Source organism: Streptomyces sp. A1277, assembly GCF_004795015.1.
In the GTDB taxonomy this organism is placed as follows: domain Bacteria; phylum Actinomycetota; class Actinomycetes; order Streptomycetales; family Streptomycetaceae; genus Streptomyces.
Genome location: NZ_SSBI01000051.1, coordinates 31,940 through 53,317 on the forward strand (window position 1 = coordinate 31,940; position 21,378 = coordinate 53,317).

26 protein-coding genes and 2 pseudogenes are annotated in these 21,378 nt (G+C 71.0%); 22 read left to right on the top strand and 6 right to left on the bottom strand.

Annotated elements, in window-relative coordinates; all coding sequences use genetic code 11:
* Positions 1 to 23 precede the first annotated feature (23 nt).
* From E6R18_RS28105 to E6R18_RS28130, 6 genes and pseudogenes are all read left to right on the top strand, one after another.
* The gene (locus E6R18_RS28105) at positions 24 to 230 is read left to right on the top strand and encodes a hypothetical protein (protein WP_136319690.1); all 207 of its coding nucleotides are present in this window, start codon (positions 24 to 26) and stop codon (positions 228 to 230) included.
* Positions 230 to 712, top strand: a complete 483-nt coding sequence (locus E6R18_RS28110; RefSeq protein WP_136319691.1) for a hypothetical protein — start codon at positions 230 to 232, stop codon at positions 710 to 712. Before E6R18_RS28105 ends, E6R18_RS28110 begins: the two co-directional genes overlap by 1 nt.
* Positions 712 to 891, top strand: coding sequence for a hypothetical protein (locus E6R18_RS28115; protein WP_136319692.1), 180 nt, complete (start codon positions 712 to 714; stop codon positions 889 to 891). The genes E6R18_RS28110 and E6R18_RS28115 overlap by 1 nt, the downstream gene beginning before the upstream one ends.
* 22 nt (positions 892 to 913) lie before the next feature.
* Positions 914 to 1,373: pseudogene (locus tag E6R18_RS28120) on the top strand (NUDIX hydrolase).
* The gene (locus E6R18_RS28125) at positions 1,370 to 2,059 is read left to right on the top strand and encodes a hypothetical protein (protein ID WP_136319693.1); all 690 of its coding nucleotides are present in this window, start codon (positions 1,370 to 1,372) and stop codon (positions 2,057 to 2,059) included. Before E6R18_RS28120 ends, E6R18_RS28125 begins: the two are co-directional and overlap by 4 nt.
* The gene (locus E6R18_RS28130) at positions 2,056 to 2,580 is read left to right on the top strand and encodes a hypothetical protein (RefSeq protein WP_206308447.1); all 525 of its coding nucleotides are present in this window, start codon (positions 2,056 to 2,058) and stop codon (positions 2,578 to 2,580) included. The genes E6R18_RS28125 and E6R18_RS28130 overlap by 4 nt, the downstream gene beginning before the upstream one ends.
* Positions 2,581 to 2,688: 108 nt before the next feature.
* Here the strand turns inward: E6R18_RS28130 and E6R18_RS28135 are convergent, their stop codons facing one another.
* The 3 genes from E6R18_RS28135 to E6R18_RS28145 all read right to left on the bottom strand — a co-directional run bounded on the left by E6R18_RS28135 (position 2,689) and on the right by E6R18_RS28145 (position 5,557).
* Positions 2,689 to 3,597, bottom strand: coding sequence for a ParA family protein (locus E6R18_RS28135; protein ID WP_136319694.1), 909 nt, complete (start codon positions 3,595 to 3,597; stop codon positions 2,689 to 2,691).
* A 43-nt stretch (positions 3,598 to 3,640) separates the two neighbouring features.
* On the bottom strand, positions 3,641 to 5,137 hold the full coding sequence (locus E6R18_RS28140) for a hypothetical protein (RefSeq protein WP_136319695.1): 1,497 nt from the start codon (positions 5,135 to 5,137) through the stop codon (positions 3,641 to 3,643).
* A 111-nt stretch (positions 5,138 to 5,248) separates the two neighbouring features.
* On the bottom strand, positions 5,249 to 5,557 hold the full coding sequence (locus E6R18_RS28145) for a hypothetical protein (protein WP_136319696.1): 309 nt from the start codon (positions 5,555 to 5,557) through the stop codon (positions 5,249 to 5,251).
* 337 nt (positions 5,558 to 5,894) lie between these two features.
* Between E6R18_RS28145 and mobF the strand changes: the two genes are divergently transcribed.
* Together mobF and E6R18_RS28155 are read left to right on the top strand one after the other, a co-directional pair.
* A complete protein-coding gene (mobF, locus tag E6R18_RS28150) occupies positions 5,895 to 7,814 on the top strand; it encodes a MobF family relaxase (RefSeq protein ID WP_136319697.1) in 1,920 nt (639 codons plus the stop codon).
* A 137-nt stretch (positions 7,815 to 7,951) separates the two neighbouring features.
* Positions 7,952 to 8,152: a hypothetical protein gene (locus E6R18_RS28155; RefSeq protein ID WP_136319698.1), complete on the top strand. Its 201-nt coding sequence runs from the start codon at positions 7,952 to 7,954 to the stop codon at positions 8,150 to 8,152.
* A gap of 795 nt (positions 8,153 to 8,947) precedes the next feature.
* On the opposite strand, the gene E6R18_RS28160 is transcribed toward E6R18_RS28155, so the two are convergent.
* On the bottom strand, positions 8,948 to 9,616 hold the full coding sequence (locus tag E6R18_RS28160; protein WP_240799879.1) for a DUF3223 domain-containing protein: 669 nt from the start codon (positions 9,614 to 9,616) through the stop codon (positions 8,948 to 8,950).
* 214 nt (positions 9,617 to 9,830) lie between these two features.
* On the opposite strand from E6R18_RS28160, the gene E6R18_RS28165 reads away from it, so the two are divergent.
* Positions 9,831 to 11,378, top strand: a complete 1,548-nt coding sequence (locus E6R18_RS28165; RefSeq protein ID WP_240799880.1) for a replication-relaxation family protein — start codon at positions 9,831 to 9,833, stop codon at positions 11,376 to 11,378.
* 504 nt (positions 11,379 to 11,882) lie between these two features.
* Entirely contained in the window at positions 11,883 to 12,185 is a 303-nt protein-coding gene (locus E6R18_RS28170) for a hypothetical protein (protein ID WP_136319722.1), read from the top strand.
* 10 nt (positions 12,186 to 12,195) lie between these two features.
* Here E6R18_RS28170 and E6R18_RS28175 read toward each other — a convergent pair whose 3' ends face one another.
* Positions 12,196 to 12,714, bottom strand: a complete 519-nt coding sequence (locus E6R18_RS28175; RefSeq protein WP_206308451.1) for a DUF6233 domain-containing protein — start codon at positions 12,712 to 12,714, stop codon at positions 12,196 to 12,198.
* A gap of 117 nt (positions 12,715 to 12,831) precedes the next feature.
* On the opposite strand from E6R18_RS28175, the gene E6R18_RS28180 reads away from it, so the two are divergent.
* The 12 genes from E6R18_RS28180 to E6R18_RS28235 all read left to right on the top strand — a co-directional run bounded on the left by E6R18_RS28180 (position 12,832) and on the right by E6R18_RS28235 (position 20,757).
* On the top strand, positions 12,832 to 13,695 hold the full coding sequence (locus tag E6R18_RS28180) for a TIGR02391 family protein (RefSeq protein WP_136319699.1): 864 nt from the start codon (positions 12,832 to 12,834) through the stop codon (positions 13,693 to 13,695).
* 677 nt (positions 13,696 to 14,372) lie between these two features.
* Positions 14,373 to 14,903, top strand: coding sequence for a sigma-70 family RNA polymerase sigma factor (locus tag E6R18_RS28185; RefSeq protein ID WP_240799881.1), 531 nt, complete (start codon positions 14,373 to 14,375; stop codon positions 14,901 to 14,903).
* The gene (locus tag E6R18_RS28190) at positions 14,900 to 15,766 is read left to right on the top strand and encodes a hypothetical protein (protein ID WP_136319701.1); all 867 of its coding nucleotides are present in this window, start codon (positions 14,900 to 14,902) and stop codon (positions 15,764 to 15,766) included. Before E6R18_RS28185 ends, E6R18_RS28190 begins: the two co-directional genes overlap by 4 nt.
* A 156-nt stretch (positions 15,767 to 15,922) precedes the next feature.
* Entirely contained in the window at positions 15,923 to 16,201 is a 279-nt protein-coding gene (locus E6R18_RS28195; protein WP_136319702.1) for a hypothetical protein, read from the top strand.
* Positions 16,158 to 16,712 carry a DUF6879 family protein gene (locus tag E6R18_RS34220; protein WP_206308448.1) on the top strand — a complete coding sequence of 185 codons (555 nt, stop codon included), beginning with the start codon at positions 16,158 to 16,160 and terminating at the stop codon, positions 16,710 to 16,712. Before E6R18_RS28195 ends, E6R18_RS34220 begins: the two co-directional genes overlap by 44 nt.
* 10 nt (positions 16,713 to 16,722) lie before the next feature.
* Complete coding sequence (locus tag E6R18_RS28205) at positions 16,723 to 17,571, top strand: helix-turn-helix transcriptional regulator (protein ID WP_136319703.1); 849 nt, start codon at positions 16,723 to 16,725, stop codon at positions 17,569 to 17,571.
* A gap of 95 nt (positions 17,572 to 17,666) precedes the next feature.
* On the top strand, positions 17,667 to 17,855 hold the full coding sequence (locus tag E6R18_RS28210; protein WP_136319704.1) for a hypothetical protein: 189 nt from the start codon (positions 17,667 to 17,669) through the stop codon (positions 17,853 to 17,855).
* On the top strand, positions 17,852 to 18,250 hold the full coding sequence (locus E6R18_RS28215; protein ID WP_136319705.1) for a restriction endonuclease: 399 nt from the start codon (positions 17,852 to 17,854) through the stop codon (positions 18,248 to 18,250). Before E6R18_RS28210 ends, E6R18_RS28215 begins: the two co-directional genes overlap by 4 nt.
* A 122-nt stretch (positions 18,251 to 18,372) precedes the next feature.
* Positions 18,373 to 18,774 (top strand): hypothetical protein, encoded by a 402-nt coding sequence (locus tag E6R18_RS28220; RefSeq protein ID WP_136319706.1) that lies wholly within the window; start codon positions 18,373 to 18,375, stop codon positions 18,772 to 18,774.
* Positions 18,771 to 19,469 carry a DUF6875 domain-containing protein gene (locus E6R18_RS28225; RefSeq protein WP_136319707.1) on the top strand — a complete coding sequence of 233 codons (699 nt, stop codon included), beginning with the start codon at positions 18,771 to 18,773 and terminating at the stop codon, positions 19,467 to 19,469. Before E6R18_RS28220 ends, E6R18_RS28225 begins: the two co-directional genes overlap by 4 nt.
* Positions 19,385 to 20,269 (top strand): protein kinase, encoded by an 885-nt coding sequence (locus E6R18_RS28230; RefSeq protein ID WP_136319708.1) that lies wholly within the window; start codon positions 19,385 to 19,387, stop codon positions 20,267 to 20,269. Before E6R18_RS28225 ends, E6R18_RS28230 begins: the two co-directional genes overlap by 85 nt.
* The gene (locus tag E6R18_RS28235; protein ID WP_136319709.1) at positions 20,263 to 20,757 is read left to right on the top strand and encodes a GNAT family N-acetyltransferase; all 495 of its coding nucleotides are present in this window, start codon (positions 20,263 to 20,265) and stop codon (positions 20,755 to 20,757) included. The genes E6R18_RS28230 and E6R18_RS28235 overlap by 7 nt, the downstream gene beginning before the upstream one ends.
* 142 nt (positions 20,758 to 20,899) lie before the next feature.
* Here the strand turns inward: E6R18_RS28235 and E6R18_RS28240 are convergent.
* Positions 20,900 to 21,370 (bottom strand): annotated as a pseudogene (locus tag E6R18_RS28240) (IS21 family transposase); the annotation flags it as partial.
* Positions 21,371 to 21,378: the final 8 nt, after the last annotated feature.

The following is a 21,378-nucleotide window of genomic DNA, read 5'->3' on the forward strand; positions in this document are numbered from 1 at the left end:
ACCCCTCCCCCTCGGAGGTCCCCATGAGCAGCACCGACCGCGACGTCGACCACGCTCTCGCCTACCCCGAGCCGCCGGCCTCCCCGCTCTGGCACCGCCACGGCGGCGCGAAGGCCCGGCCCCTCACGCCTGCGGAGCAGAAGCGCAACGCCGAGCTCCTGGTGCTCGCGCAGCGCACGACCCGACCCCGCACCCCGCGCCCCACCAGGACCCTGGCGGAGGCCAGCTGATGGACACCAAGAACTGCACCGTCGAAGGCTGGGTCGACGCGATCCCCGCCCCCGGCCCCCACGGCACCGCCGACTTCGACCTGACCGTCCGGCCCGCCGACGCGGACACCCTCCCCGACGACGCTCCCGACACGGTCGTCTCCTGCACCAGCGCGGCCGCCGGGATCGTCCACGAGCTGCTGCACGGCATACAGCCCGGCGACCTGCTGCGCGTCACCGGCACGATGCTCCAGCCGCCGACGCCCGGCGAGCCCGCCCGGCTCACCGTGGACGTCCTGGAGGTCCTCGACACCGCGCTCATCCCGGTCCTGGGGGAGATGGTGCTCGTCAGGTACGCCGACTACGTCGTCATCTTCGACGCCGACACCGACAAGGTGCCCGTCTTCACCGCCGACGGGCAGTGGGTCGGCCTGGCCGACAACCCCGACGCCATCACCCACCTGATCGACGTCCACGAGCGCGTGCACGGCGGTGACGCGTGATGACCACCGCCGCGCCCGCCCGCACCGTCCTGGAGCGCTTCCCCGCCGGAGGCCCCCGCGGCTCCTGGCCGGCCGAAGAGTACGCCGCTGCCCAGCGCGCTCAGGGCACGCAGGCGCACGTCGTGATGGACCTGCGCACCGACCAGTTCCTCGTGGTCACCGACACCACCACCCGCTGAACCACCCGACCGAGAGGTGCACATGACCGAGACCGAGACCACCCGCTACACCGCCGACGTGGTCGCCCTGACTCCCGACGGCAACGTCCTGCTGATCGAGCGCGACTGGGAGCCGTTCGAGGGCGCCTGGGCTTTGCCGGGTGGCCACCAGGACGAGGGCGAGACCAGCCGCATGGCGGCCGCCCGGGAACTCCTGGAGGAGACCGGGGTCCGCGTCGGACCCCGACCAGCTGCGCGAGATCGGCACCTGGAATCAGCCGGGCCGCGACCCGCGCGGCAGGTACAGCACCGACGCCTACCTCGCCGTCGTCCCCGCCGGCACCCAGATCGTCGCCGGGGACGACGCCCGCACCGCCCGCTGGTGGCCGCTAGACGCCCTGCCCCAACGACTCGCGTTCGACCACGCCGACATCCTCCGCACGGCCCTGAGCCAGGCCCCGCCGACGGCCACCCGCACCCCCGAACAGGAGCCCACCCGATGAAGCGCCCCACCTTCCGCCGCTGCGGAACTGCCCCCGGTGCCATCTCCCCCGAGGACCAGGCCGTCGTCGACCAGGTCCGCGCGATGCTCACCGCCGTCCGCAACCCGCAGCCCTGGACGCCCGGCAGCGCCCAGGACATCGCCGTGCGCGTCGGCCCGTTCATCGAGCGCGCGCACACCCGGCCCGGCGACGACCACGGCCCCGACCTGATCGCCGTCGCCCTGGTCCACCCCGACACCCCGCACGCCGCGGGCTACCTCCACGGCCGCCGACTCGGCTACACCGAACGCGGCTGGCTCCGCTGCGAGACCAGCGCGATCCTCGGCTTCTGGCAGCCCGGCTACGCGATCCTCACCCACGCCGCCGCGAACCTCCCCCTGCCCGACGACGTCGGCATGGAGCTCGCGCACTACGCCCTCTGCATCGAGGCCCGCAAGCGCGACGACAGCCTCGACGGCTACACCCTGCTGCGCCTGGGTCCGTACACCCAGACCCGGCACGCCCAGCGCGACTACGACCGGATCACCGCCGCACTGGACGGACGCGAGACCACCCTCGTGCCCGAGTTCCGCGTCTCCGCGAGGTTCGGGCCGTTCGACGTCAGCGACCACCAGCTGTTCGCCGACCCCTACGAGGCCGACGCCGTCGCGCTCCTGGAGGCCGCCGTTGCGGGGGCGAGCGCGTGACCGCCCCGGCCCTGTACGAGATCGAGACCAGCGAGGGCGACGACGGGACCATGCACCCCGTCGAACACCTCTGGACACCGGATCACGGAGACCCGAACCGACTCGGGTTCATCACCCACAACGGCATCACCATCACCGGCTACGGAGCAGAGGACGAACCGCCTGTCGGATTCATCGCGCTCGGGCACCACCACTGGGGTCATGTCATCGACGCCGCGGCCGCCTACATGGCCAAGATCTACAACTGGCGGGAGTTCCACACCTACCCGCACGCCGACCACGGCGACGTCATCCCACGGATCCCCCGCGCCGTTCACACGCACGCCGCGGTCCTGCACCACCCGCACCCTGCCCACCCCTGTGGTTGCGCATGGGACGACCAGTGGCGTCTGGTCTGGGTACCGCCCACCGAGCCCGGCGCCGTCCCGGTCACCGCCCTACGACACCCGGCGGCCGCGGTGACCGCCGCCGAGATCCCCAACCCCGACGAAGACGGTGTGCCCGCAATCTGGGCGGCCTGACGCCCGGCACCACGAAGGCCCGTACCCCCTGCGACGTTCGTAGGGGGTACGGGCCTTTTTGCGTTTCCGGGCCTAGCCGGTCGGTACTTTCACGCGTGAAAGTAGCTTTCAGCGTTGGGGAAAGCCCAGCGCCGTGGCGACCTTCGCGTAGTCCTGAGACGGCCGGGAGTTCGGCGACAGGATCGGAACAGCGCACTCGTTGCGGTAGATCTTGGTGGCGACGCCGGACCAGTGCACTGGCGGCAGCAGTATGTCGCCGTACTCCTCCTTGAGCTCGTTGAACGTCTCCCAGTGCTCCTCGGTCCCGAACGAGGCCGTGGGAGCGGCACAGGCCATCACGTACTTCATCTGCGGCCGGATCCCCCGCCGCTGGTACATGCGGCGCTCGCTGATCTCCTTGAGCTTCTTCTCCAGCCGGACCAGCGCGTCGGCCTCCTTGTAGGTGCACAGCACCGGCGGGATCACCGCGCCCTCGGTCTCTTCGTCCAAGAGCACCAGGGCCGTAACCGTCAGACGCCCGTACGTGGCCGGCGGGTCGATGAGGACGACGTCGACGTCGAACTCCTCCGCCAGGTCGTCCAAGCCGTCCTTGAGCCAGAAGACGTTGCCGTCCTCAGCGTTGAGGATCCGCTCTGCGTCGTCGATGTCCGGGTGATCGAGGTCGCCGGGAGCGATCCAGACGTTCGGGATCTCGGTGAACGAGTCGTCGCCGTCGCCGTCCGGGTCGGTGCGGTACCGGGCCTGGACGATGATGTCCTTGAGCTGCGCCTTGTCCGCCATCACGTCGGTGAGGCTCTTCTGCCCCGGCTTGAACACACGACGTCCCAGCACCCGGGTGGCGTTGCACTGCGGGTCCAGGTCGATGACGAGGACGCGGTAGCCGCGCAAGCCCAGCTGTACGGCGAGGGCCGTGGTGGTGGACGTCTTGGCCGTGCCGCCGGCCTTGAGGGCGAAGATGAACACCTTGTAGGCGCGCCTGACGTTCTGCGCCCTGATCTTCGCGAGTGTGCTGGTCATCTGGTCTCCGTGGAGGCTGAGCCGTCCTGTCGGGGGCGGGCGGTCACTGTTTCCCGCGTGAAAGTAGCTCCACCTGCTGCTGCTCCCACTCGCTGAGCTGGTACGAGGCGCGGCTGGTGGCGAGGAACTGGACGTGTGCGACGTCGCGAGCGTCCCACTCCCGGTCCGGCTGAGCGGCCCGCACTTCGTCGGCGGCCAGGCCGATGGCGAAGGCAGCGCGCTGCATCAGGCCGGAGTCCTCGGACGCGGCGACGGCCGCGAAGTAGTCGGTGGGCCGCTTCTTGCTGGACGGCCCCTTCTTGAGCTCTATGAGCCACCCGTGAGCCTTGGCCGCAGCCTGCTTCCACTCGTTCGGGTTGAGCACCACGGTGACGAGTCGGGTGTTCGACTCCGCTCCCTTGGCGTACCGCTCCTCAGCGAGCAGCAGTCGGCACGCGAGATCCCTCTGGTCCGCCGCAGCCTTGCGGAGCGCCTCGGGATCGACGGCCGGGGCCGGGGGAGCGGCGGGCGCGGAGTCGTCGGTCGTCTCGATGACCGCGACGGCGGCCGGTGCGGCAGCGGTCTCGCCCGGCGCCGCCTCACCGCCTTCGCTGGGGGCCGTCACCTGCTTCGGCGTCTCACCAGAAGGGGCCTGGTCCTCCCCGGCCTGGGTGGTGCTTTCCTCTCGCGGCTCCGGCACGGCCACCGGGGCGGCGGGCGACTTTCCCGCGTGAAACTGCTGCTGCCCCTCCAAGGCCATCCGGTTCTTGGCCGCCTCCACAGACAGCTTCTCGTCTCGCATCAGCTGCCAGCCGCGCAGCTGGAGAGCGTGTGCCTCCGGGGACTCCTTCTTTCCGTCGGCGTCTTTGAGGAGCGAGAGCGAGTAGCCGGCGCGCATCGACAGGTCCCCGACGTGAATCGCCTGCTGGACTTCTTCGGGGAGCTTGAGGAGCGCGAGGTACTTCGACACAGTCCCTGCGGTGTATCCGGCCCGTTCGACGACCTCGTCGAAGCTGAGGGCCCGGTCCTCGTCCTCGTGGACGCGCTGGCGTAGCAGGTCGATCGCCAGGGCCTGCTCGATCGGCGAAAGACCGGCGCGGCTGTTGTTCTCGGAGACCAGCTCTTCCTCGACGCGACGGTCCCGGGCGAGGTCATCGCGGAGGACCGCAGGCATGACGCGGTCTGTCGCGAGCGCAGCGGCGTGCCGCCGGTGACCTGGCCCGAGGATGAAGGTTCGGTCGGGGTGCTTCACGCTGGAAGCCCACTGCGGGTAGCACTCCATGAAGACCTTGGTGTGCATCACGATGCCCGGCGTGTGGACACCGCGCTCGCCTACGTCCGCGATCATCGAGTCCATGTCGCGCAGCTCGAGGCGCATGTTCATCGGGTTGGGCGAGATGGTCTCAGGATCGAGCTCCAGGAGCTCGCCGTCCTCGGGAGGCAGGGCATGAATGTCCTGGCTGCCCGTGAGGCCGGCCTTTTCGCGGTCGGCTCGCAGAGTGCCGCTACCGCCGCCCTCGCCCTTCTTCTTACGCTTCGGCCGAGGCAGCGGCGTCGTCATCTTGTCCTCCGGGGTGGTGCAACCTGTCGGACCGAACCCTAGCGGCCAGACGTCCCCGGCCTCAGCCGGACCGTCGCGGTTTCACGCGTGAAAGTAGCCGCGAGACCCGGGTCAGGGACCGGTGAGGATGTCGTGGGTGCCGATGCGCCTCCAGATGACGTGCGGTGTGCCGGGACGGCATGAGGTCCCGTACTGCCACGTGGCGCGCCCTGCCGGTCCAGTGCCTGCGGACCAGGTGAGTTCGTAGATTCCGGGGAACCCGCTGACCTGCTTCACGCGGAGGCCGGCGCGGAAGCGCCCGTCGGCGTCGCGCAGGTCGTGGACGAAGGCACTGACGGCCCGGCGGAATCGGCGGCGCTGTTCAGGGGTGAGGCGGCGCAGGTCGTTGTCGAAGCGGGTCATGGTCTCGTAGGTGGGCACGTCGGTCCTCCGGGCAGCAAGAAGCCCCCGGCGCTGCCGGGGGCGGAGAGTCGGTGACGTGGTGCAGGGAGCGGCGTCTTTGGCCGCTGGGCGGGGGAGCGGTACGTAGATGTGCGCTGGTTGACGGTGGAGTCGTCTACTGGCGGTTTTCGGTGTTGGTGAGGCGCGTGTGACTGGCTGACGCGCAGCATTTACATGGCCTTGGTGGTGTCCGCCGGGCGGGCACGGTGGCGCCGCAGATGCCCGCCCGGCGGGATCGGCCGTGAAGTTCCGGTGAACCTTCCCGCCCCACGGGATCGCGCTTTTTCGCAGGTCAGAGCCGGTGTGTGCTGTGGCGATGCTGAGTGTCGCGAAGATCCAGAGGCGTAACGCGTGGCGGTACTACATACGCGGAGTCGCGTTCGGCGACGGCCGCCGCCCCGTCGGGCAGTCGTTGAAGGACGCCCAGGAGCTGGCCGGGCTCCCACCGGGACGGTGGCTCGGGCGCGGCCTGCGTGCGCTGGGACTCACCGAGGGCGCGGAGGTGTCCGAGCGTCAGCTTGAGCTGCTGTTCGGCGAGGGCCGGCACCCGGACGCCGACCGCATCGAGCGCGGCCTCCTGGACGACGGCGTCGACGCGGCCACGGCCCGCCGACTGACAGTGCTGGGGCAGCCGATCGAGGAGATCGAGGCCCGCAAGCAGACTCCGCTGCTCGGCATGGACTTCACCTTCCGGCCGCAGGCGTCACTGGTCGTGCTGTGGGCGCTGGGCGACGCCACCACGCGCCGGGTCATCGAGCGGGCCCACGAGCGGGCCGTCGACGCCGCGCTGCGCTGGCTGGAGGATGAAGTTGCCGAGACCCGGTGGGCGTCAGGCCGCGGCCGCGCGAAGACACCCGCGCTCGTGGTCGCCGCCTTCCGGCACATCGACAACCGCGACGGGCTCCCGCTCCTGCACGAGCACTGCCTGATCCTCAACCGCGTCCAGCGCCTGGGCGCCGACGGCGAACCGGTCTGGGGCGCTCTGGACACCTACCGCCTCTACCAGAACGTGGTGGCCGCCGGGACGCTCTACACCCTGGCGATGACGACCGAGGTGTGCGAGACCCTGGGGCTGGCGACCGTGCCGCGCGAGGTCACGCCGGGCCTGCGCCCGGTCATGGAGATCGCCGGAGTGCCCGAGGACCTCATCAACTGGTCGGCGTCCCGCCGCCAGCGCATCGAGGACGCCCTGGAAGTGCTCACCGACCAGTACGTGAAGGACCACGGGCACCTGCCCGGCGAGCGCGGCCGTCACGGACTGGGCTGGTGGGCGGCGCAGGAGACCCGGCCCCCGAAGAAGCAGCCGAAGCCGCTCGCGCAGCTGCTCGCGTGGTGGCGCGCCTCCGCGATCCTCCGCTTCGGCCAGCAGCTCATCGACGGCCTCCTGGACAGGTGCCGGGCAGCCGGAGCGGCGATCCGGGCGCGGGTGGCGCCCACCGTGGACGTGGCGCTCGCCGCCGTCGATGTCGCCGCGGTCGTCTTCACCGTGCGAGAGAAGTTCTCCCGGCGCCACATCCTGGCCGAAGCGCGCCGGCACCTGCTGGAGACGCTGCGCGGCCGCGAGTTCACCCGCGGCCTGGACGACTACATCGCCCACCGGGCCCTGCTGCGGTACTCCCGCCGCCACACGGTCACCAAGCCCGGCCGGGAAGCGCCGGCGGCGGACCGGATGACCTACACCGCCGACTTCCCGGTGCCGCACCGGTGGTGGATCGCCCCCGCCGAAGGCACACCGCCACGGGAGTCCAGCCGCTACGAGCGCGCCCGGGTCGCCAGCCTCGCCGTGCAGAACGCGATCCGTGACGCCCGCATCCGAGCCGACACCGCCACCGCCAACGAGGCGACGACGACTTCTGCCGTCTCTGCACCCGCCGATCACGGCGACCTCGAGGGCGAGACGGCGTCCGCTCCCCACGCCGTCGACCACCCGGGCCGGGACGCCGCCCTGACCCCGGCGCAGCGGGCCGCCGCTGTCCAGGCCCACCAGCAGGCCGCGATGCCCGAGGAGTACCTGGAGGGCCGCACGACCGACCCGGCGACGTGGCTGCGCACACCGAAGAACCTGGACCGGCTCGCCGCCTACACCCGCGCCGCCGAAACCCGCCGCCGCGTCATGGAGGATCGGAAGGCGGCGGCCGCCGACCCGGCCAGTCCGGTCGACGGCCGCCGCCAGGAGCACGAGCAGCAGCACCAGCAGCCCGACCCCGGCCAAGGAGGCCAGGGCCTCCGGCCGTGACGCCCCGTGCGGCCCGCACGACGGGACGGACGACGAAGTCACCGCGCCAGGCGCCGGGACGGATTGGCCGCCCGCCCCCGGAGTCACCCGGGAGCGGGGAGGGTGCCGGGGACCGCCCCCTCAAGCACGGAGGCCCCATGGTTGCCCCGACCCCGCCGCGCCTTTCGCCGGAGCAGCGCGAGCGCCTGGAGCAGCTCGCCGACGCGGCCCGGCTGCGTATGGCGCTGTACCCGTCACCGACGACGCCGCCACCCACCCGGGGACGCTCCCGCTCCCGGCAGTACCCCGGTGGCCGGCCGAACCCGTGGCGCACCGCGCGGGGCCGTCGCCGGGGATGAGTGGACACGGTGGACTCCACCGCGCGCCCGTGCACGGAGGGGAGTGGAGACCACGGTGGCGCGGTCCACTCGGTGCGTTCCACCCGGTGGGGGAGTGCGGAGCATCCCGGCATCCGGTGCGGTGGTGCGGTGCATCGGGCGCACCGGCGCGCCCGCCGACGATGCCGTGCACTCCCACCCACCGCACCACCGCACCGGTGCGCCGCACCCACCGCATCGCGCACCGCACCGCACGCTCCACCGGCGCGCGTCGGAGTGGCCGCCACTCCCGCCCGCTCCACCCGATGCGTGCACAGAGGGTGACGGTGCATCGGGTGCGGTGCACTCGATGCACCCCCCTTGACCGGGTGTGCCGCACGGATTCCACCCAGCCCATCCGGTGGAAAGCAACCCTTGTCCAGCTACGAGTTTCCGCGTGATCTTCGACGTTTCCCCTTGACACATTCCGCTACCGCCACGGAGCCGCCCCACACCGTGTCCTTGATGCCCGGTGCGCGAGGGGAGACTTCTCCCTCCCGGCGCACCGCGCACCGTCACCGTCCGTAGGGGCAGTGCGTGGCGCGGAGGATGCCGTGCATCGCCGCATCGCGGTGCGGTCCACCGAGTGGAAGCGCACGCCATCCTCCGCACCGAGTGGAGAGTGGAGAGTGGAGGCCACCGCGAAGCGCACCAGGTGCGGATGGAATCCACTCGGTGCGCTCCACCGGATGGGGAAGTGCGTTCCATCGCGCGCAACTCAACGCACCATGCGCGCCGGTCCGCACCCGCGCGCCGCCGGCCCGGACATCCGGTGCGCTACACGCGCGGGCGGCACAGGTTCTCCTTGGCCGACAGCAGACCGAGGACGGCGTGCTCCTGGTGGTGGGCGTGCCAGCGTTCCGCCAGGGCCCGATCGGTGAACAGGGCCAGCCCCCGCGCCGTCTCTGCGATCAGGTCGACGGCACCGAAGCCGCCGACGGCCTGGACGAACTCCATCGCGATGTCGTGGAACCGCGAGCCCTGGAAGTAGGAGACGTGGACGTCGGCGGGGGCCAGAGGCTGGCCGCTCTCGTCGGACACGAGCGTATTCGACGCCTTGCGGGACTCGTAGTAGGCGTTGACCTGCGGCTGGATCTCGGTGCGCATCGCGGCCAGCACGCGCTGCCGGTGGGTGGGCGCGTCCAGGCACTTCTGGTACGAGAAGGCGACCTTGCTGCCATCGACCAGGACCGCTTCCGGGCCTTTGTGGTGACCACGCGGGGTGGGGATGATCCGGAAGCGGTCCACCCCCGGGCCGACCTTCTCCGCCGCGTCGGGGTGCATGTCCAGCAGGTCCCGCAACAGCAGGTCGTCGTCCTCCTGGTCGACGTCCTGCCCGAGGCCGTAGCGGCCCAGGACCGCCTGCACCGCTTCCTGTCGGGCCTTCTTCGTCGCGTAGCGGCGCGGGCCGATCCAGACCTCGGGCACGTTGAGCTCCTCTGCCAAGCGGGTGACGGGAGCGCTCACGCTAGAGCACGTCCCCCGGCCCGGACGGAGCTTCGCTCTCGCTGTCAGCCTGCCAGGGGAGAGGGAGCTGATCGTGATGCCGCTCACGGACAAAACGGGAGGACATGGGGGTGGTCAAGGAGGAATCGGACACCCATCGCTGTTGATCGTCAGACGACGGTCAAGGGGTGGCTTCACACGGTGGCTCCGGCCCGTGCGCACATCCGCGTGCCGGACGCTCACCGACCGGCCCCAGGCCGGAGAAACCGAGGACACCGTGCCCGCCGACCTCATCCCAGACCCTGCCTCCGAGCCGCGCGAGCTGGCCGACCGCAGCTCCGCTGACGGCGTCGACCAGGTCCCGCCGGCCCCCTCCATGGCCCCCTCCATCGCCCCCTCCACGGCCTCTTCGGCCGCCGGACGCGTCGGTGCAGTTCAGCCCCGGAAACCGGGGGCCTCCGGCACGTTCGACAACCCTTCTAAGTCTTTGAAGCAGACATGGAAGCCGACCCACACCAGGAAGAAGGAAGTGCTGAAGGCTCTTGGGATCTTCCAGAGGGCTACCGCTGACCACCTGTGGCGGATGCTGCGCCCTGGAGACCGGCACGACCGGTGCACGCGGGACACCCTCAACGCCCTCAAGGGCGAGGGGAAGGTCCGGGTGGAGACACGACTGGAGTCGGGACACCAACTGTGGGTGCTGACCGAGCGAGGACACAAGGAAGCCAAGCAGCTGTTCCCGAAGAGCGCGCGGATGTCCGTGCTGCGCAAGCTCCAGTACGACGACGACGGAGAGCCGGTCGACGGCGACGGCTACGACGAACACGCCGCCGCCGTCACCTCGACCGCCGCCGTGCTCACCGGAGCCGGGTACGGTACCCCGCTGTCGTGGCAGACCGAGATCGCCCACCGCCTGCCGTACAGGTACACCCAGTACGCCGACCTGACGATGCGCGCCCCGGACGCCGGGGTGCCCGCGATGCTCCTGGAGGTCGACCGCGTCAACGAGCCCGTCGACGACCTGACGGCGAAGCTGCGCCGCTACAACGACTGGTTCGAGCTCCTGGCGCCGAAGGCCGACAAGGACAAGGAGAAGGCCGCCCGGCGGCAGGGTGCGGCCGTGCACGACTTCCGGCTGTGGTCGCGGATCTACCCGGCGACCGGGCGGGAGGGCTACGTGCCGGTGGCGTTCGTGTTCACGGGGAAGACCGCCGCGCAGCGCGCGAGCCGGATGCGGCGCCTGGAGCAGAGCGCCCGCCGCTACTTCGCCGGCACCCGGTACCCGTGGGCCGGGTTCACGGCCGTCGACTACCACCAGGCGCTGCCCGTGGTCGTCACCGAGCTGGAGCGGATCACCGCCGACCCGGCCGGGGCAGCCGGTGCGGTGTGGCGGCGGCTCGGGCGTGAGGAGTGGCAGACGCTGAGCGAGGCCCTGGACAACCCGGACGGCGAGCGGCTGTACCGAGTTCAGGAAGAGGAGTCCCGCAGGCGGCAGGCGGAACGCAAGGCCGCGGAGCGTGAAGCGCAGCGGCCGGTCTGCGCCCGGTGCGGGACGAAGTTCACGGACGAACGCTGGCAGTCGGTCATCCAGACCTCGTGGGGAAGCACCGGAGACAACCTGTGCGGGCCGTGCCGGAAGGAGGACGTAGACCGCGCGGAGGCTGAGCGCGCTGCGCGCCGCGAGGCAGAGGAGGCCGCAGTGCGGGAGGCGGCCGAAGCGGACGCGAAGAAGGGGCGCGGCCTGTTCGGGCGCCGCCGGTAGGAGCAGGACGCGACGCTAACGAACCCGGTGCTCTACGTTCCCGCCCACTCGGTCCCGCGACCGCGTCTCCAACCGGGAGACCAGCGGGGCCGAGCGGAAAGGACCGTCACCATGACCTCCATCGAACCCGGCCTGTACGTCCGCAACGGCTTCGCCGAAGGGCCGCTCGCCGACGCCGCCCTGTCCCGCGCGGCCCGCGCCGGGCAGCTCCTCGACGAACTGCAGGAGCGGGCGTCCACGATGACCGACGGCCAGCTCCGCGACGGCGTGCACCGGGCGCTGCGCCGCTTCACCCAGGAGCAGCCCCCACGTGCCAGGTCGACAGCCTCACCGCGCTGGTCCGCCGTGGGGTGCGCATCGACTGGCCCGCCTGCGACCGTCTGCCCTGCGCCTGACGCCCGTCCTGCGGGAGGGCGCCCCCGTGCCCTCCCGCAGGACGGGAGGGGCCGGACTTCCGGTCGCTGCCGGCCTTCCGCTGTCGGTGGTGGCTGGGAGGCTGGTCGGATGAACGCGGATGACGAGCAGCTGCTGCGCGGTCGGGTGTACGGCTGCGACCACGACGCCCCCAACCCGGGCCCGCTGCCGCACCAGACGTACGCCGCGCTGGTCGGCGGGCCGCTGGACGGGCTGCTGCTCGACATCACGGGCTGGCGGCCGGAAGAGATAGACGACGGTGTCGCCCTGATGACCGAGCTGGGGCGGTGGCCCGGCGGCCGGGCGCTGTACGACCCGCTCCCCGACGACCCGCGTCCGGGGAGCGGCCCGGGTGTGGTGTGCCGCTTCTACTACTCCGGCGACACGCCCTGACCGACGCGCATCAGGCGTCTTGGATGTGGTCGAAGCCGCGCAGCATCGGCGTCAGCTCCTGCGCGCACCCGCACAACGTGCACAGCCGCGTCCCCGGGTTCTCCGCGACGTTCAGCGCCTGCTCCACACCGAGCAGCGGCGCCCCCGCGGGTGCCTCTTCGCAGTCTGGAGCGTGCAGCACACCGCGGGCCGGGCCCCGCCCCTCGCGGACCTTCGCCAGCACCCAGCCGGAAGGCCGGCGCTCCCCGAGGACCTCGTGGACCATCGACGTGGGCGCCGGCGAAAGGTGTTCGGTGGCGACCTGGTCGTAGTCGACGCCGTCGACCGGCCGCACATGGTCGGGTGCCCTCACCCACACCCGGTACTCCGCCGCCGCCACGCCGCCGTCCTCGAGGTCCCGGTACGACGGCAGCCCCACGAGGTACAGCCAGCCAGCCTCGGTCTGCCGCCGCCTCCACAGCCGCGCGACGACCTCTTGCTCCGGGTGTCCGAGAACCGGGTCGGCGGGCAGCACGACGCGCACCGGCACCGGCTCGGGTGCGTCGTCGGGAGGGGGAGGCACGGTCCCTACCGTAAGCAGCCGTCGTGCCGCACCCTTCTAGGCTCTCGGTGTCAGGCAGACACGATCCAGAGGAGGGGGTAGGGCGTGGCGACGTACAGCGCTGACTACTTGAAGCGGTTGCTGGCCGCCGTGGAGCGGTTCGAGGAAGTCTTCGGGCGTTGGATGGAGACCCAGGAGGAGTCGGACCACAGCCAAACGCGCGGGCTGTACCGCACGGCTTGGCCCAAGGAGGGGCAGGACCTGGCGGCGGTCCGCACGCTCGAGCTCGATGTTGCGGAGGCTGCGGGGGCCGCTGCGCGGGCGGTCGCCGTCACGGGTGCGAGCATCCACGTCGCCGGGATAGGTGTCCTTGATCCGATCGAGAACTGGTCGCAGGTGTCTTTTCCGAGGGCGCTCTTCACCCCACAGGAGGTCCGGGCCACGGCAGCCAGGGTCCGCGGCCGTCTGAACACGATGATCAGCGAGGCGGAGGAGGCGGCGAAGTCAGCGACGCCGGGATTCGCACCCTCCGAACTTCATGAGGTCATCTGGACGGCGGCGGCCGCCCACTGGACGACCCACCAGTACCGGGTCGCGGTGCGCGAGGCGTCGGAGGCGCTGACCGTGCACTGGAAGGAACGTCTGGGTCGCAACGACGTGGACGACACCGTGTTCTGGCAGCAGTCTCTCTCGCCAGGCGAGCCCGCGCTCGGCAGGCCCAAACTCGCATGGCCGGGCGACCCCACGGACAAGACGAACAGAAGCATGCGAGGCGGGATGGAGCCTCTGGCCAAGGCGCTCAACAGCCTTGCGACCGGACTGAATCTCACGGTCAGGAACGTCGCGACGCACACCCGGGATGAGCTGACCGAGCAGGAGGGCATGGAGCGGCTGGCCGCCTACAGCTACTTCGCTCGTCTTCTCGATCAGTGCGAGATCCGGCATGCAGAGGAGACCGAGGGCACGTGAGTCGATTTCGCCGGCTGGCCCGTCCCCCGAGCAGGGTAAGTAAGTGGGCCCGCAACCGGCCCCGCGCCGGCACCGGCACCACCGACCTCGGCTGAACGGCCCTGGCCGCTCCAGCTGCCGAGACAACCCGGCACATCTGGACTCGGGAGTCGCGGCATCGGCAGGACGGCGGGCCGCATCGGTGATGTAGGTCACTCCGGATCTTTGCTCTCTTTGCGCAAATTTACGCCCGGGTGAGGGGTGAGGGAAGGTCTGCTGGTGGTGGGGCTGGCGTGCGGGTGGCGCGAGGTGGTTTTCGCTGGTGGATGAGCAGTTGGGAACACCTGTATGTCACCAGGGCTTCGCTCTGGGTGACATTCTTTGGGTTGCCACTGCACACTCGCGCGTTACGCGTCGTCGTTGTGGTGAAGGCGCACTACGGCGCACTCCCGGGCAGACCCTCCAGCCGCAGCCCGGACCTTCACAGGAGAGGGGCCCACGTCTGTGACGACCCAACTCGTAAGTGACCTGACGATTCTTGCCCTGATGGCACGCGTCTTCGGCGCGGACATCATCGCCCTGCTCCGGCGCCTGGCCGCCGCGGGAGTACGGGCCGGCGTCAGCGAGATGAACCGCCACGAGCGTGAGGGCGGCCGGTGACCGGGAACCGAAGCCGCGACACCGCCGGCGCCCCTCCCATGACTTCTGCCGCCCGCCCGGACCTGTCCTTCACCGCGTTCCACCGGATGAACCGGGCCGGCTACGTCCGCTACGCGGAGACCTACCTCCGCCACCGCCAGGACGCCGAAGAAGCCATCGACAGCACCTTTGAGCATCTGCTGCGCACCTGGGACCAGGTACTGCTCACGGAGAACCCCGCCGCCTTCGCCTGGACCATCATGCGCAACAAGGTCATCGACCACGTCCGCGCCCGCACCCGCCGCCCCCCGCTGATCGACGAAGCGGCCTTCGACACCGTTGCGCTGCGCGACGCCGTCGACCCGATCGGCCAGATCACCGAATCCCTCGCCCTGTTCCGCGCCCTGCGCCAGCTCACCGACCGGCAGCAGGACGTCATGGTGATGACCTACCTCCAGGGCATGAGCGCCCCCGAGGCCGCCGACGTACTGGGTATGAGCAGCGCCACCGTCCGCTCCACGGTCCGTCACTCCCTGCGCCGGCTCCGCGAGATCCTGGGACCCGACCGCACTATGGAAGGACAGCGATGACCCCTCACATCGACGAATTCCTCTCCCGAGCCCGCCTCGTCTCCGCCCCCTACACCCAGACCGACATCGACGCCGCCGAAGCCCGCATCCTCGCCCGCCTCCACACCCCCGCCCCGAGCACCGCCACCGCCCCGGCCACCACGACCACCACCGCCATCGACGAGCCGACTGCCCAGGAGGCCGCCCACAACCTCCAGACCCTCTGCGAAACCGTCGTCACCCACACCACCGCCCTGCGCACCCTGAAAACATTCCTCACCCCCCAGCTCCCCGATCCCCCCGGCGCCCGCATCCTGGGCTGCATCCTCCAACTCGCCGAATCCGAGGACAACGCCCGCTTCTGGTGGCAGTACGCCGCCGGAGCCGGCGACCCCGCCTCCTCCTACTGCCTCTACCTCCACCACCGCGCCCTCGGCGAACACGCCCCCGCCCGCTGGTGGCACGAACAGACCGAACTCCTCCAGAACACCCCCTCCACCGACAACCCCCTCACCCCCGGCGAAACCTCCGGCACCGAACCCGACACCATCCCCCACGCCGTCACCGCCGCACTCAACGAGGTCTCCACCACAGACACGAACCTCCTGCCCACCGCCCTGCGCATCCTCGCCGCCCTCAGAACCGGCCCCGCCCCCGTGCCGGCCGCCGTCGGAGCCGTCATCGACTACGCCCCCGCCGCCATCGGCTACGTCGACGACTTCGACCTCCCACTGACCGACCCCGACTTCACCGACCACATCCGCACCCTCATCGCCACCGACACCACCCCCACCCGCGTCCGAAACCGACTCCAACCACGCCCCAAGACCTCGCCGCCCTCGATCGCGACCGCCCGTCGGCACCGCACGTGGGCGTGGGGATGAACGAGCACAGCCACGATGACGGGTCTTCGGATCAGGAACGTTCACGTACAGAGCCCCACCCGGACAGGCGCCGCGATCGGCGCCCTTGACGCCGACACTCCGGCGCGGGACGGTCGTTGCGCAACTGCGCGCAACCGACTTACAGGGGAGTACGTGATGACGTTACGGTTCGTCGGGATCGACCCCAACACCGGCGGCGAGGGATCACCGACGGTGTGGGTGGAAGAGGAGAGCGCGGACCTGGTCCTCCAGGGTGAGGAAGCCGACGCCCTGCTGAAGTCCCTGGTCGGCTCCACCGAGTGGGTGGCCGGCCACACGACGGGGATTCCCGCGCACGAGCGGGTGATCCGGGTTCCGTTCCGCATGGTGCAGATTTTGAGGGAGGCGTGCGATGCCGCTGAACGCGCAGCAGCTGAACACCGCGACGTTCGCTGAGCTGCTTGCCGACGCCCAGCACACGGCGGTCCACCTAGAGATGCGCGACGTCTACGCCGTGGGTGACGAGAGCGACGACTACGCCACCTTCCTGCGCACCGGCGTTCCGAACCTCGACCCGGCCCGCTCGTTCTGGCCCCAGTGGATGCCGCTCGTGAAGGACGCGGTCGCCCGCGGCGTGGTGATGCGTCGCGCGCGGATCGTCTCCGAGCCGGTCACCGACTACATCCGCTACGAGCACGCCATCACCCCGCTCAACCTTCAGGCCGGAGAGGAGGTGCGCTGGCTGCCCCGCCGCCACGCGAGCGACATTCCGTTGCCCGGCAACGACTTCTGGCTCCTGGACGACCGGCTCGTGCAGTTCCATCACTTCACCGGCACCGGCGACTGGGCGAGTGACGGTAGGGAGCGCACCACCGACCCGGCCGCCGTCGCGCTGTGCCACGCCGCCTTCGAGACCGTGTGGGAGCGCGGCATCCCGCACGAGAAGTACACCGTCCAGGTCCACTGAGTAGAGCACCGTGAGCGCATCCCCATCGTCCAGTGCACAGGCCGCCCGTGAGGCGCTGGCCGTGCGGTTGCAGCACCTGCGTAAGGACGCCGGCCTCACCGGGAAGGAACTCTCCGCCCGGTGCGGCTGGCACCCCGCGAAGACCACCCGCATCCAGAAGGGCGACGCCCCGCCCTCCGACGCGGACATCCGTGCCTGGTGTTCGGCGTGCGGTGCGGACGACCAGGTCGACGACCTCATCGCCACCGCCCGTGCCGTCGACTCGATGTACCTGGAGTGGCGCCGCCTCCACAAGGACGGGATGCGCAAGGTCCAGCAGGACTGGAACACCCTGCACGAACAGACCCGCGTCTGCCGGGTCTACGTCTCCAACGTGCCGCCCGGGTTCTTCCAGACCCCCGGCTTCGCCACCGCCCTCATGGAGCAGATCACCCGCTTCCAGGGCACCCCCAACGACGTCGCCGAAGCGGTCGCCGCCCGCATCGCCCGCTCCCGCTTCCTCTACGAGGGCGGGCACCGCTACGTCGTCCTTATGGAGGAATCCGTCCTGCGCTACCGCACCGCCGACCTCGACGCGATGCGCGGCCAGCTGCGCCACCTCCTGGCCGTGATGCCGCTCGCCTCCGTCTCGCTCGGGATCATCCCGTTCACCGCGCAGCGCACCGTGTGGCCGCTGGAGGCGTTCTACGTCCACGACGACACCACGGCCGTGGTGGAGACGCTGACGGCGGAGATCAAGGTGAGGCAGCCACGCGAGCTCGCCGACTACGCGCGGGCGTTCGCCGGCCTCGCGGAGATGGCCGTGTACGGCCACGCAGCCCGCGCCCTCATCCAGGCCGCGATCGACGTGCTGGAGTGAAGTTCCGCAATTACCCGCAATTTCGTTGAGGACCGTGCGGCCGCCTCCGTAGCGTCGAACGACACTGACGCACCCAGCACACGGAGGCGGTGCCCATGAGCGCACCCACACCCGCCGGCCCCCAACCGGAAGCCCCTGGCCTCCAGGCGCTCTCCTTCGGCCGGCCCTCCCCGGCGTTGATCGCCCGTGCAGACCGCGGCTACGCCCGCTTCCTCGCCGTCCAGGCCCCGGGCGCCAGCACCGGCGACCACGTCCAGGACGACAACGTGGCGGGCGCCCGATGACCGACACCCACGTAGTGCTCTACGACCCCCTCGGGCTGATCGAAGCAGAACTCCCCCTGGACCGGGAGCTCCACAAGGGTCTGGTCAAAGCCGTCCTGGGATGGACCGGCGACCCCGGCCTGCCACCTGCGGACCTGAAGCAGATCACGCTGCTGCTCACCGGCTCCGCCCGCGCCGTCGCCGCCGACGTCCGTCGCGCCGCGGACCTGCTGCCCCAAGAGCACGCCGCCCGCGTCCTGGCCGACGTCGTCCTCGAGGAAGCCGACCGACGCCTGTCCGTCCCAGCAGAAGGCACCTCCCGCTGCACCCAGCGCCACGCCCGCCTCGTACGCGCCCTGTACGAGCGCTTGGACCGCCTCGTCAGCGCCGCCCCCGAGCCGGCCAAGACCCCCTGAGACCGCCGCCCGCCCGGACGGGACCAACAACCCCGGGTGCGCGGCGCACGGCACCACAAGGCACCACACCCGTTCCAATCCGGGCGGGGCGAGCACCACTCGACACCGAGAGGGGCACCACCATGAGCACCGCAACGACCGAGCTGCGCCGGTTCCTGACCATCACCGGCCGACGCTTCAAGAACGGCCAGGGCGCACCCGAGATGTTCTCCCCGGCCGTGGACAAGGAGTGGCACGAACTGCTCGGCACCCCCGCCTACGCGGCCCTGTGCCAGGAGACCGCCGGCCAGCCCATCCGTCACGTCGCGAACAACGGCCACGGCCCGATCGCCTGGGTCACCGCCTACGAAGAGGCGTACGGACCGCTGCCGGAGATCTGGTTCACCGACGCCCACGGCAACGTCGACCAGGCCGCCATCGCCCGCTATCGGGAGACCGGCACCGTGGTCGCCGAATGGGACTGCGGCCCCGCCGGAGGCGACGGCGACAACGTGCCCGACCAGCCGGAGACCGCCCGCCGGTGACCACCAGCCGTACCAACGCAGCGCCCCGGCCCACCGCCGGGGCGCTGCGCCTCGTTGAGGCCAGCACCACCCGGCCCAGGTCCGTGGACATCAGCGACTACGCACGCCAGATGACCGCCCACTGCCCCTACCTCGCCCCCTCCCTCCAGCAGGACGTGACGACCTGGACTGTCTACCGCGCCGACGGCGACGCCGAAGCCGTCCAGGCGGAGCTCTTCCACGCGGGCGCCCAAGCAGCGGAGTGGCTGAGACCCTTGCTGAACCGGCCCCACGGCCTTCTGCGGTGCGAGAACATCGTCCTGTTGGGCGACGTACCCGGTGCCCGGCACCGTGACTTGATGGCCTGGCCGCACTGGGTGTTGAAGAACCTCTACGGCCCGGTCGGGGTGATGTTCGGCAAGTTCTACGCGGGAGAAGAGGAAGTCACCGGGGCCGGCCACCGGATCCCGGCCGCCCCCGCCTCGTTCCTCCCCGTGCGGGCCGCCGTCCGCCGCCGCGACCCACGCTTCCTGAGTGCGACCCCCGACCTGGCCGCAGCCCTCGCCGCGGCCGACGACGACGGCCGCGACGTGTTCGAGCACATCCCCACCGAGTGGAAGGACATCCGCACATGGGCCAGGAACCTCCTCCCCCCGGCGAAGCCGTCGCCCTCCTCACCGGCCATACCGGCGAACCCACCACGATCCAGCTCCTGAGCGACCGGCGCGGCTCCCGGGCCTGGAAGGTGCAGGGCCCCACGGGGGCGGTCGCGGTGAAGGCCAACACCCCCGACGCGGACAACGCCTACGAGAAGGCCGCAGAGATGGCCCAGGAGGACGACCACCTTCTTCGCCTCACGGCCGCCGGGGTCATCAGCCCCGACTACCGGGTGATCGCCGGGACGTGGGAGGGCGGCCGGTGGCTGGCCGTCAACTGGATCGACGGCGTACCCCTGTGGCGGGCCCTCGCCCTCGCCCGCGGGCCCGAAGGAGATTGTGCCGCGGCCCGGCCCTGGCTCACGGGCATCGCCCGCAGCTGGTCGGAGCACCTTGCCCGGATGCACACGGCAGGCTGGGCTCACGCTGACGTCCAGCCCACCAACACCCTCGTCACGAACGACGGCCAGGCGGCGGTCATCGACTACGCCCTCGCGTGCGGCCCCGGAGGCGGCCGCCCCGTTCCGTACCGGGGGGCCCTCACCCACACCACCGCCCCCGAGATCGCCGCCGCGATCCTCTCCACCCCCGCCGACACCCACATCCAGGCACAGCCGGCCGCCGACATCTGGAGCCTGGGCGCCTCCCTGTTCTGGTGCTGGACCGGCCACCGACCCGTCCCCTATGACAACGACCTCGACCGGCTGGAGAAGCTGGCCGCCATCGCCAAGGGCACCACCACCGCGCTACGCAACGTCCGCCCGTGGCCCTTCCCCGCGTTCGAGGACACCATCACCGCATGCCTGGCCCCCAATCCCGCCGACCGGCCCACCGCGAAGGAACTGACCACCGCATGGTGACCCTGCGCGCCCTGTGCCCCGACGACGCCACCGCCCTCACCCGCGTCTACAGCGGCGCCTCCATCCGGCACACCACCGGCAAGCCCCTCACCCTCGACCAGGCCCACGAGAAGATCCGCACCGCCCTCGCCCGAGCTGCCGAATCCCCACGCGCACAGTGGAGCTGGGGCATCCTCACCGCAGACGAGATGATCGGCCTGATCTCCCTGCGGCGACGCACCCCGTCCATGGGCACCATCAGCTACATCCTCCGCGAGGACACCTGGGGCCACGGCTACGCCACCCAGGCCGCGCGCCAGGTCCTCGCCGTCGCCTTCACCACCGCCGGCCTCAACAGGCTGGAGGCCATGCACCACCCCGACAACCCCGCCTCCGGCCGGGTCCTGGCCAAAGCCGGGTTCACCCGCATCGGCACATCCGACCGGCACACCGACGATGGGACCGCAGTGCCGTACGAGCTGTACGCGTTGGAGCGCGACAGCACCTGAGACAGCCACGGCCAACGCATCAGAATCTGGAAACCGGCCGAATACGCCTGGACAGGCTTGCCGACGACGCGGGCCTCGCGGAGACTGACAGATCACCTACCTGAACCGCCCCGGGTTCGGTAGAGATCTCAGATTGTGGGGGTTCCTTCGTCGCTCGGTTGGTGGTGAAGGGACGGGTGCCGGTCAGTTCGTCATAGACGGACAGCGGTCGGCGGCCGACCTCGACGCTGGCGGCAGCGGCTCGGTTCAGCAGGACTTGCAGCGAGCCGGCCTCGGGCCCGGGCAGCTGGTCGCGCCGGGGCTGGGGCACCACATCGCCGGTGGTGGTCCGGCGTCCGGCCCCGGTGGGCAGGCCATCCCAGTGCCTCTCGTCCACGATCTTCGCGCCGCGGCCGACCGCCCTCGGGTGGGCAGCCAGCAGTGTGTTCCCGTCGGCGGCGGGAACAGTGGAGTACAGGGTGACCTGCGACTTCGTGGCCCTGATCTCGACGAGCTGGCGTGGGCGGACCTTGCGGGCGGGCACCGAGTAGAGGTTCGCGTCGAAGGCGACCAGGCAGTCCTTGCCGACGTGCCGCAGATGCCGCTGGGCCACCACATACGGAGTTGGCGGCAGACCCACCC

Bases quoted from the DNA above. Each gene is read 5' to 3' on its own strand.
- E6R18_RS28105 (WP_136319690.1), top strand. From the start codon at position 24: ATGAGCAGCACCGACCGCGACGTCGACCACGCTCTCGCCTACCCCGAG.
- E6R18_RS28110 (WP_136319691.1), top strand. From the start codon at position 230: ATGGACACCAAGAACTGCACCGTCGAAGGCTGGGTCGACGCGATCCCC.
- E6R18_RS28115 (WP_136319692.1), top strand. From the start codon at position 712: ATGACCACCGCCGCGCCCGCCCGCACCGTCCTGGAGCGCTTCCCCGCC.
- E6R18_RS28125 (WP_136319693.1), top strand. From the start codon at position 1,370: ATGAAGCGCCCCACCTTCCGCCGCTGCGGAACTGCCCCCGGTGCCATC.
- E6R18_RS28135 (WP_136319694.1), bottom strand. From the start codon at position 3,597: ATGACCAGCACACTCGCGAAGATCAGGGCGCAGAACGTCAGGCGCGCC.
- E6R18_RS28140 (WP_136319695.1), bottom strand. From the start codon at position 5,137: ATGACGACGCCGCTGCCTCGGCCGAAGCGTAAGAAGAAGGGCGAGGGC.
- mobF (WP_136319697.1), top strand. From the start codon at position 5,895: ATGCTGAGTGTCGCGAAGATCCAGAGGCGTAACGCGTGGCGGTACTAC.
- E6R18_RS28155 (WP_136319698.1), top strand. From the start codon at position 7,952: ATGGTTGCCCCGACCCCGCCGCGCCTTTCGCCGGAGCAGCGCGAGCGC.
- E6R18_RS28170 (WP_136319722.1), top strand. From the start codon at position 11,883: ATGAACGCGGATGACGAGCAGCTGCTGCGCGGTCGGGTGTACGGCTGC.
- E6R18_RS28185 (WP_240799881.1), top strand. From the start codon at position 14,373: ATGACTTCTGCCGCCCGCCCGGACCTGTCCTTCACCGCGTTCCACCGG.
- E6R18_RS28190 (WP_136319701.1), top strand. From the start codon at position 14,900: ATGACCCCTCACATCGACGAATTCCTCTCCCGAGCCCGCCTCGTCTCC.
- E6R18_RS28195 (WP_136319702.1), top strand. From the start codon at position 15,923: ATGACGTTACGGTTCGTCGGGATCGACCCCAACACCGGCGGCGAGGGA.
- E6R18_RS34220 (WP_206308448.1), top strand. From the start codon at position 16,158: ATGCCGCTGAACGCGCAGCAGCTGAACACCGCGACGTTCGCTGAGCTG.
- E6R18_RS28210 (WP_136319704.1), top strand. From the start codon at position 17,667: ATGAGCGCACCCACACCCGCCGGCCCCCAACCGGAAGCCCCTGGCCTC.
- E6R18_RS28215 (WP_136319705.1), top strand. From the start codon at position 17,852: ATGACCGACACCCACGTAGTGCTCTACGACCCCCTCGGGCTGATCGAA.
- E6R18_RS28220 (WP_136319706.1), top strand. From the start codon at position 18,373: ATGAGCACCGCAACGACCGAGCTGCGCCGGTTCCTGACCATCACCGGC.
- E6R18_RS28230 (WP_136319708.1), top strand. From the start codon at position 19,385: ATGGGCCAGGAACCTCCTCCCCCCGGCGAAGCCGTCGCCCTCCTCACC.
- E6R18_RS28235 (WP_136319709.1), top strand. From the start codon at position 20,263: ATGGTGACCCTGCGCGCCCTGTGCCCCGACGACGCCACCGCCCTCACC.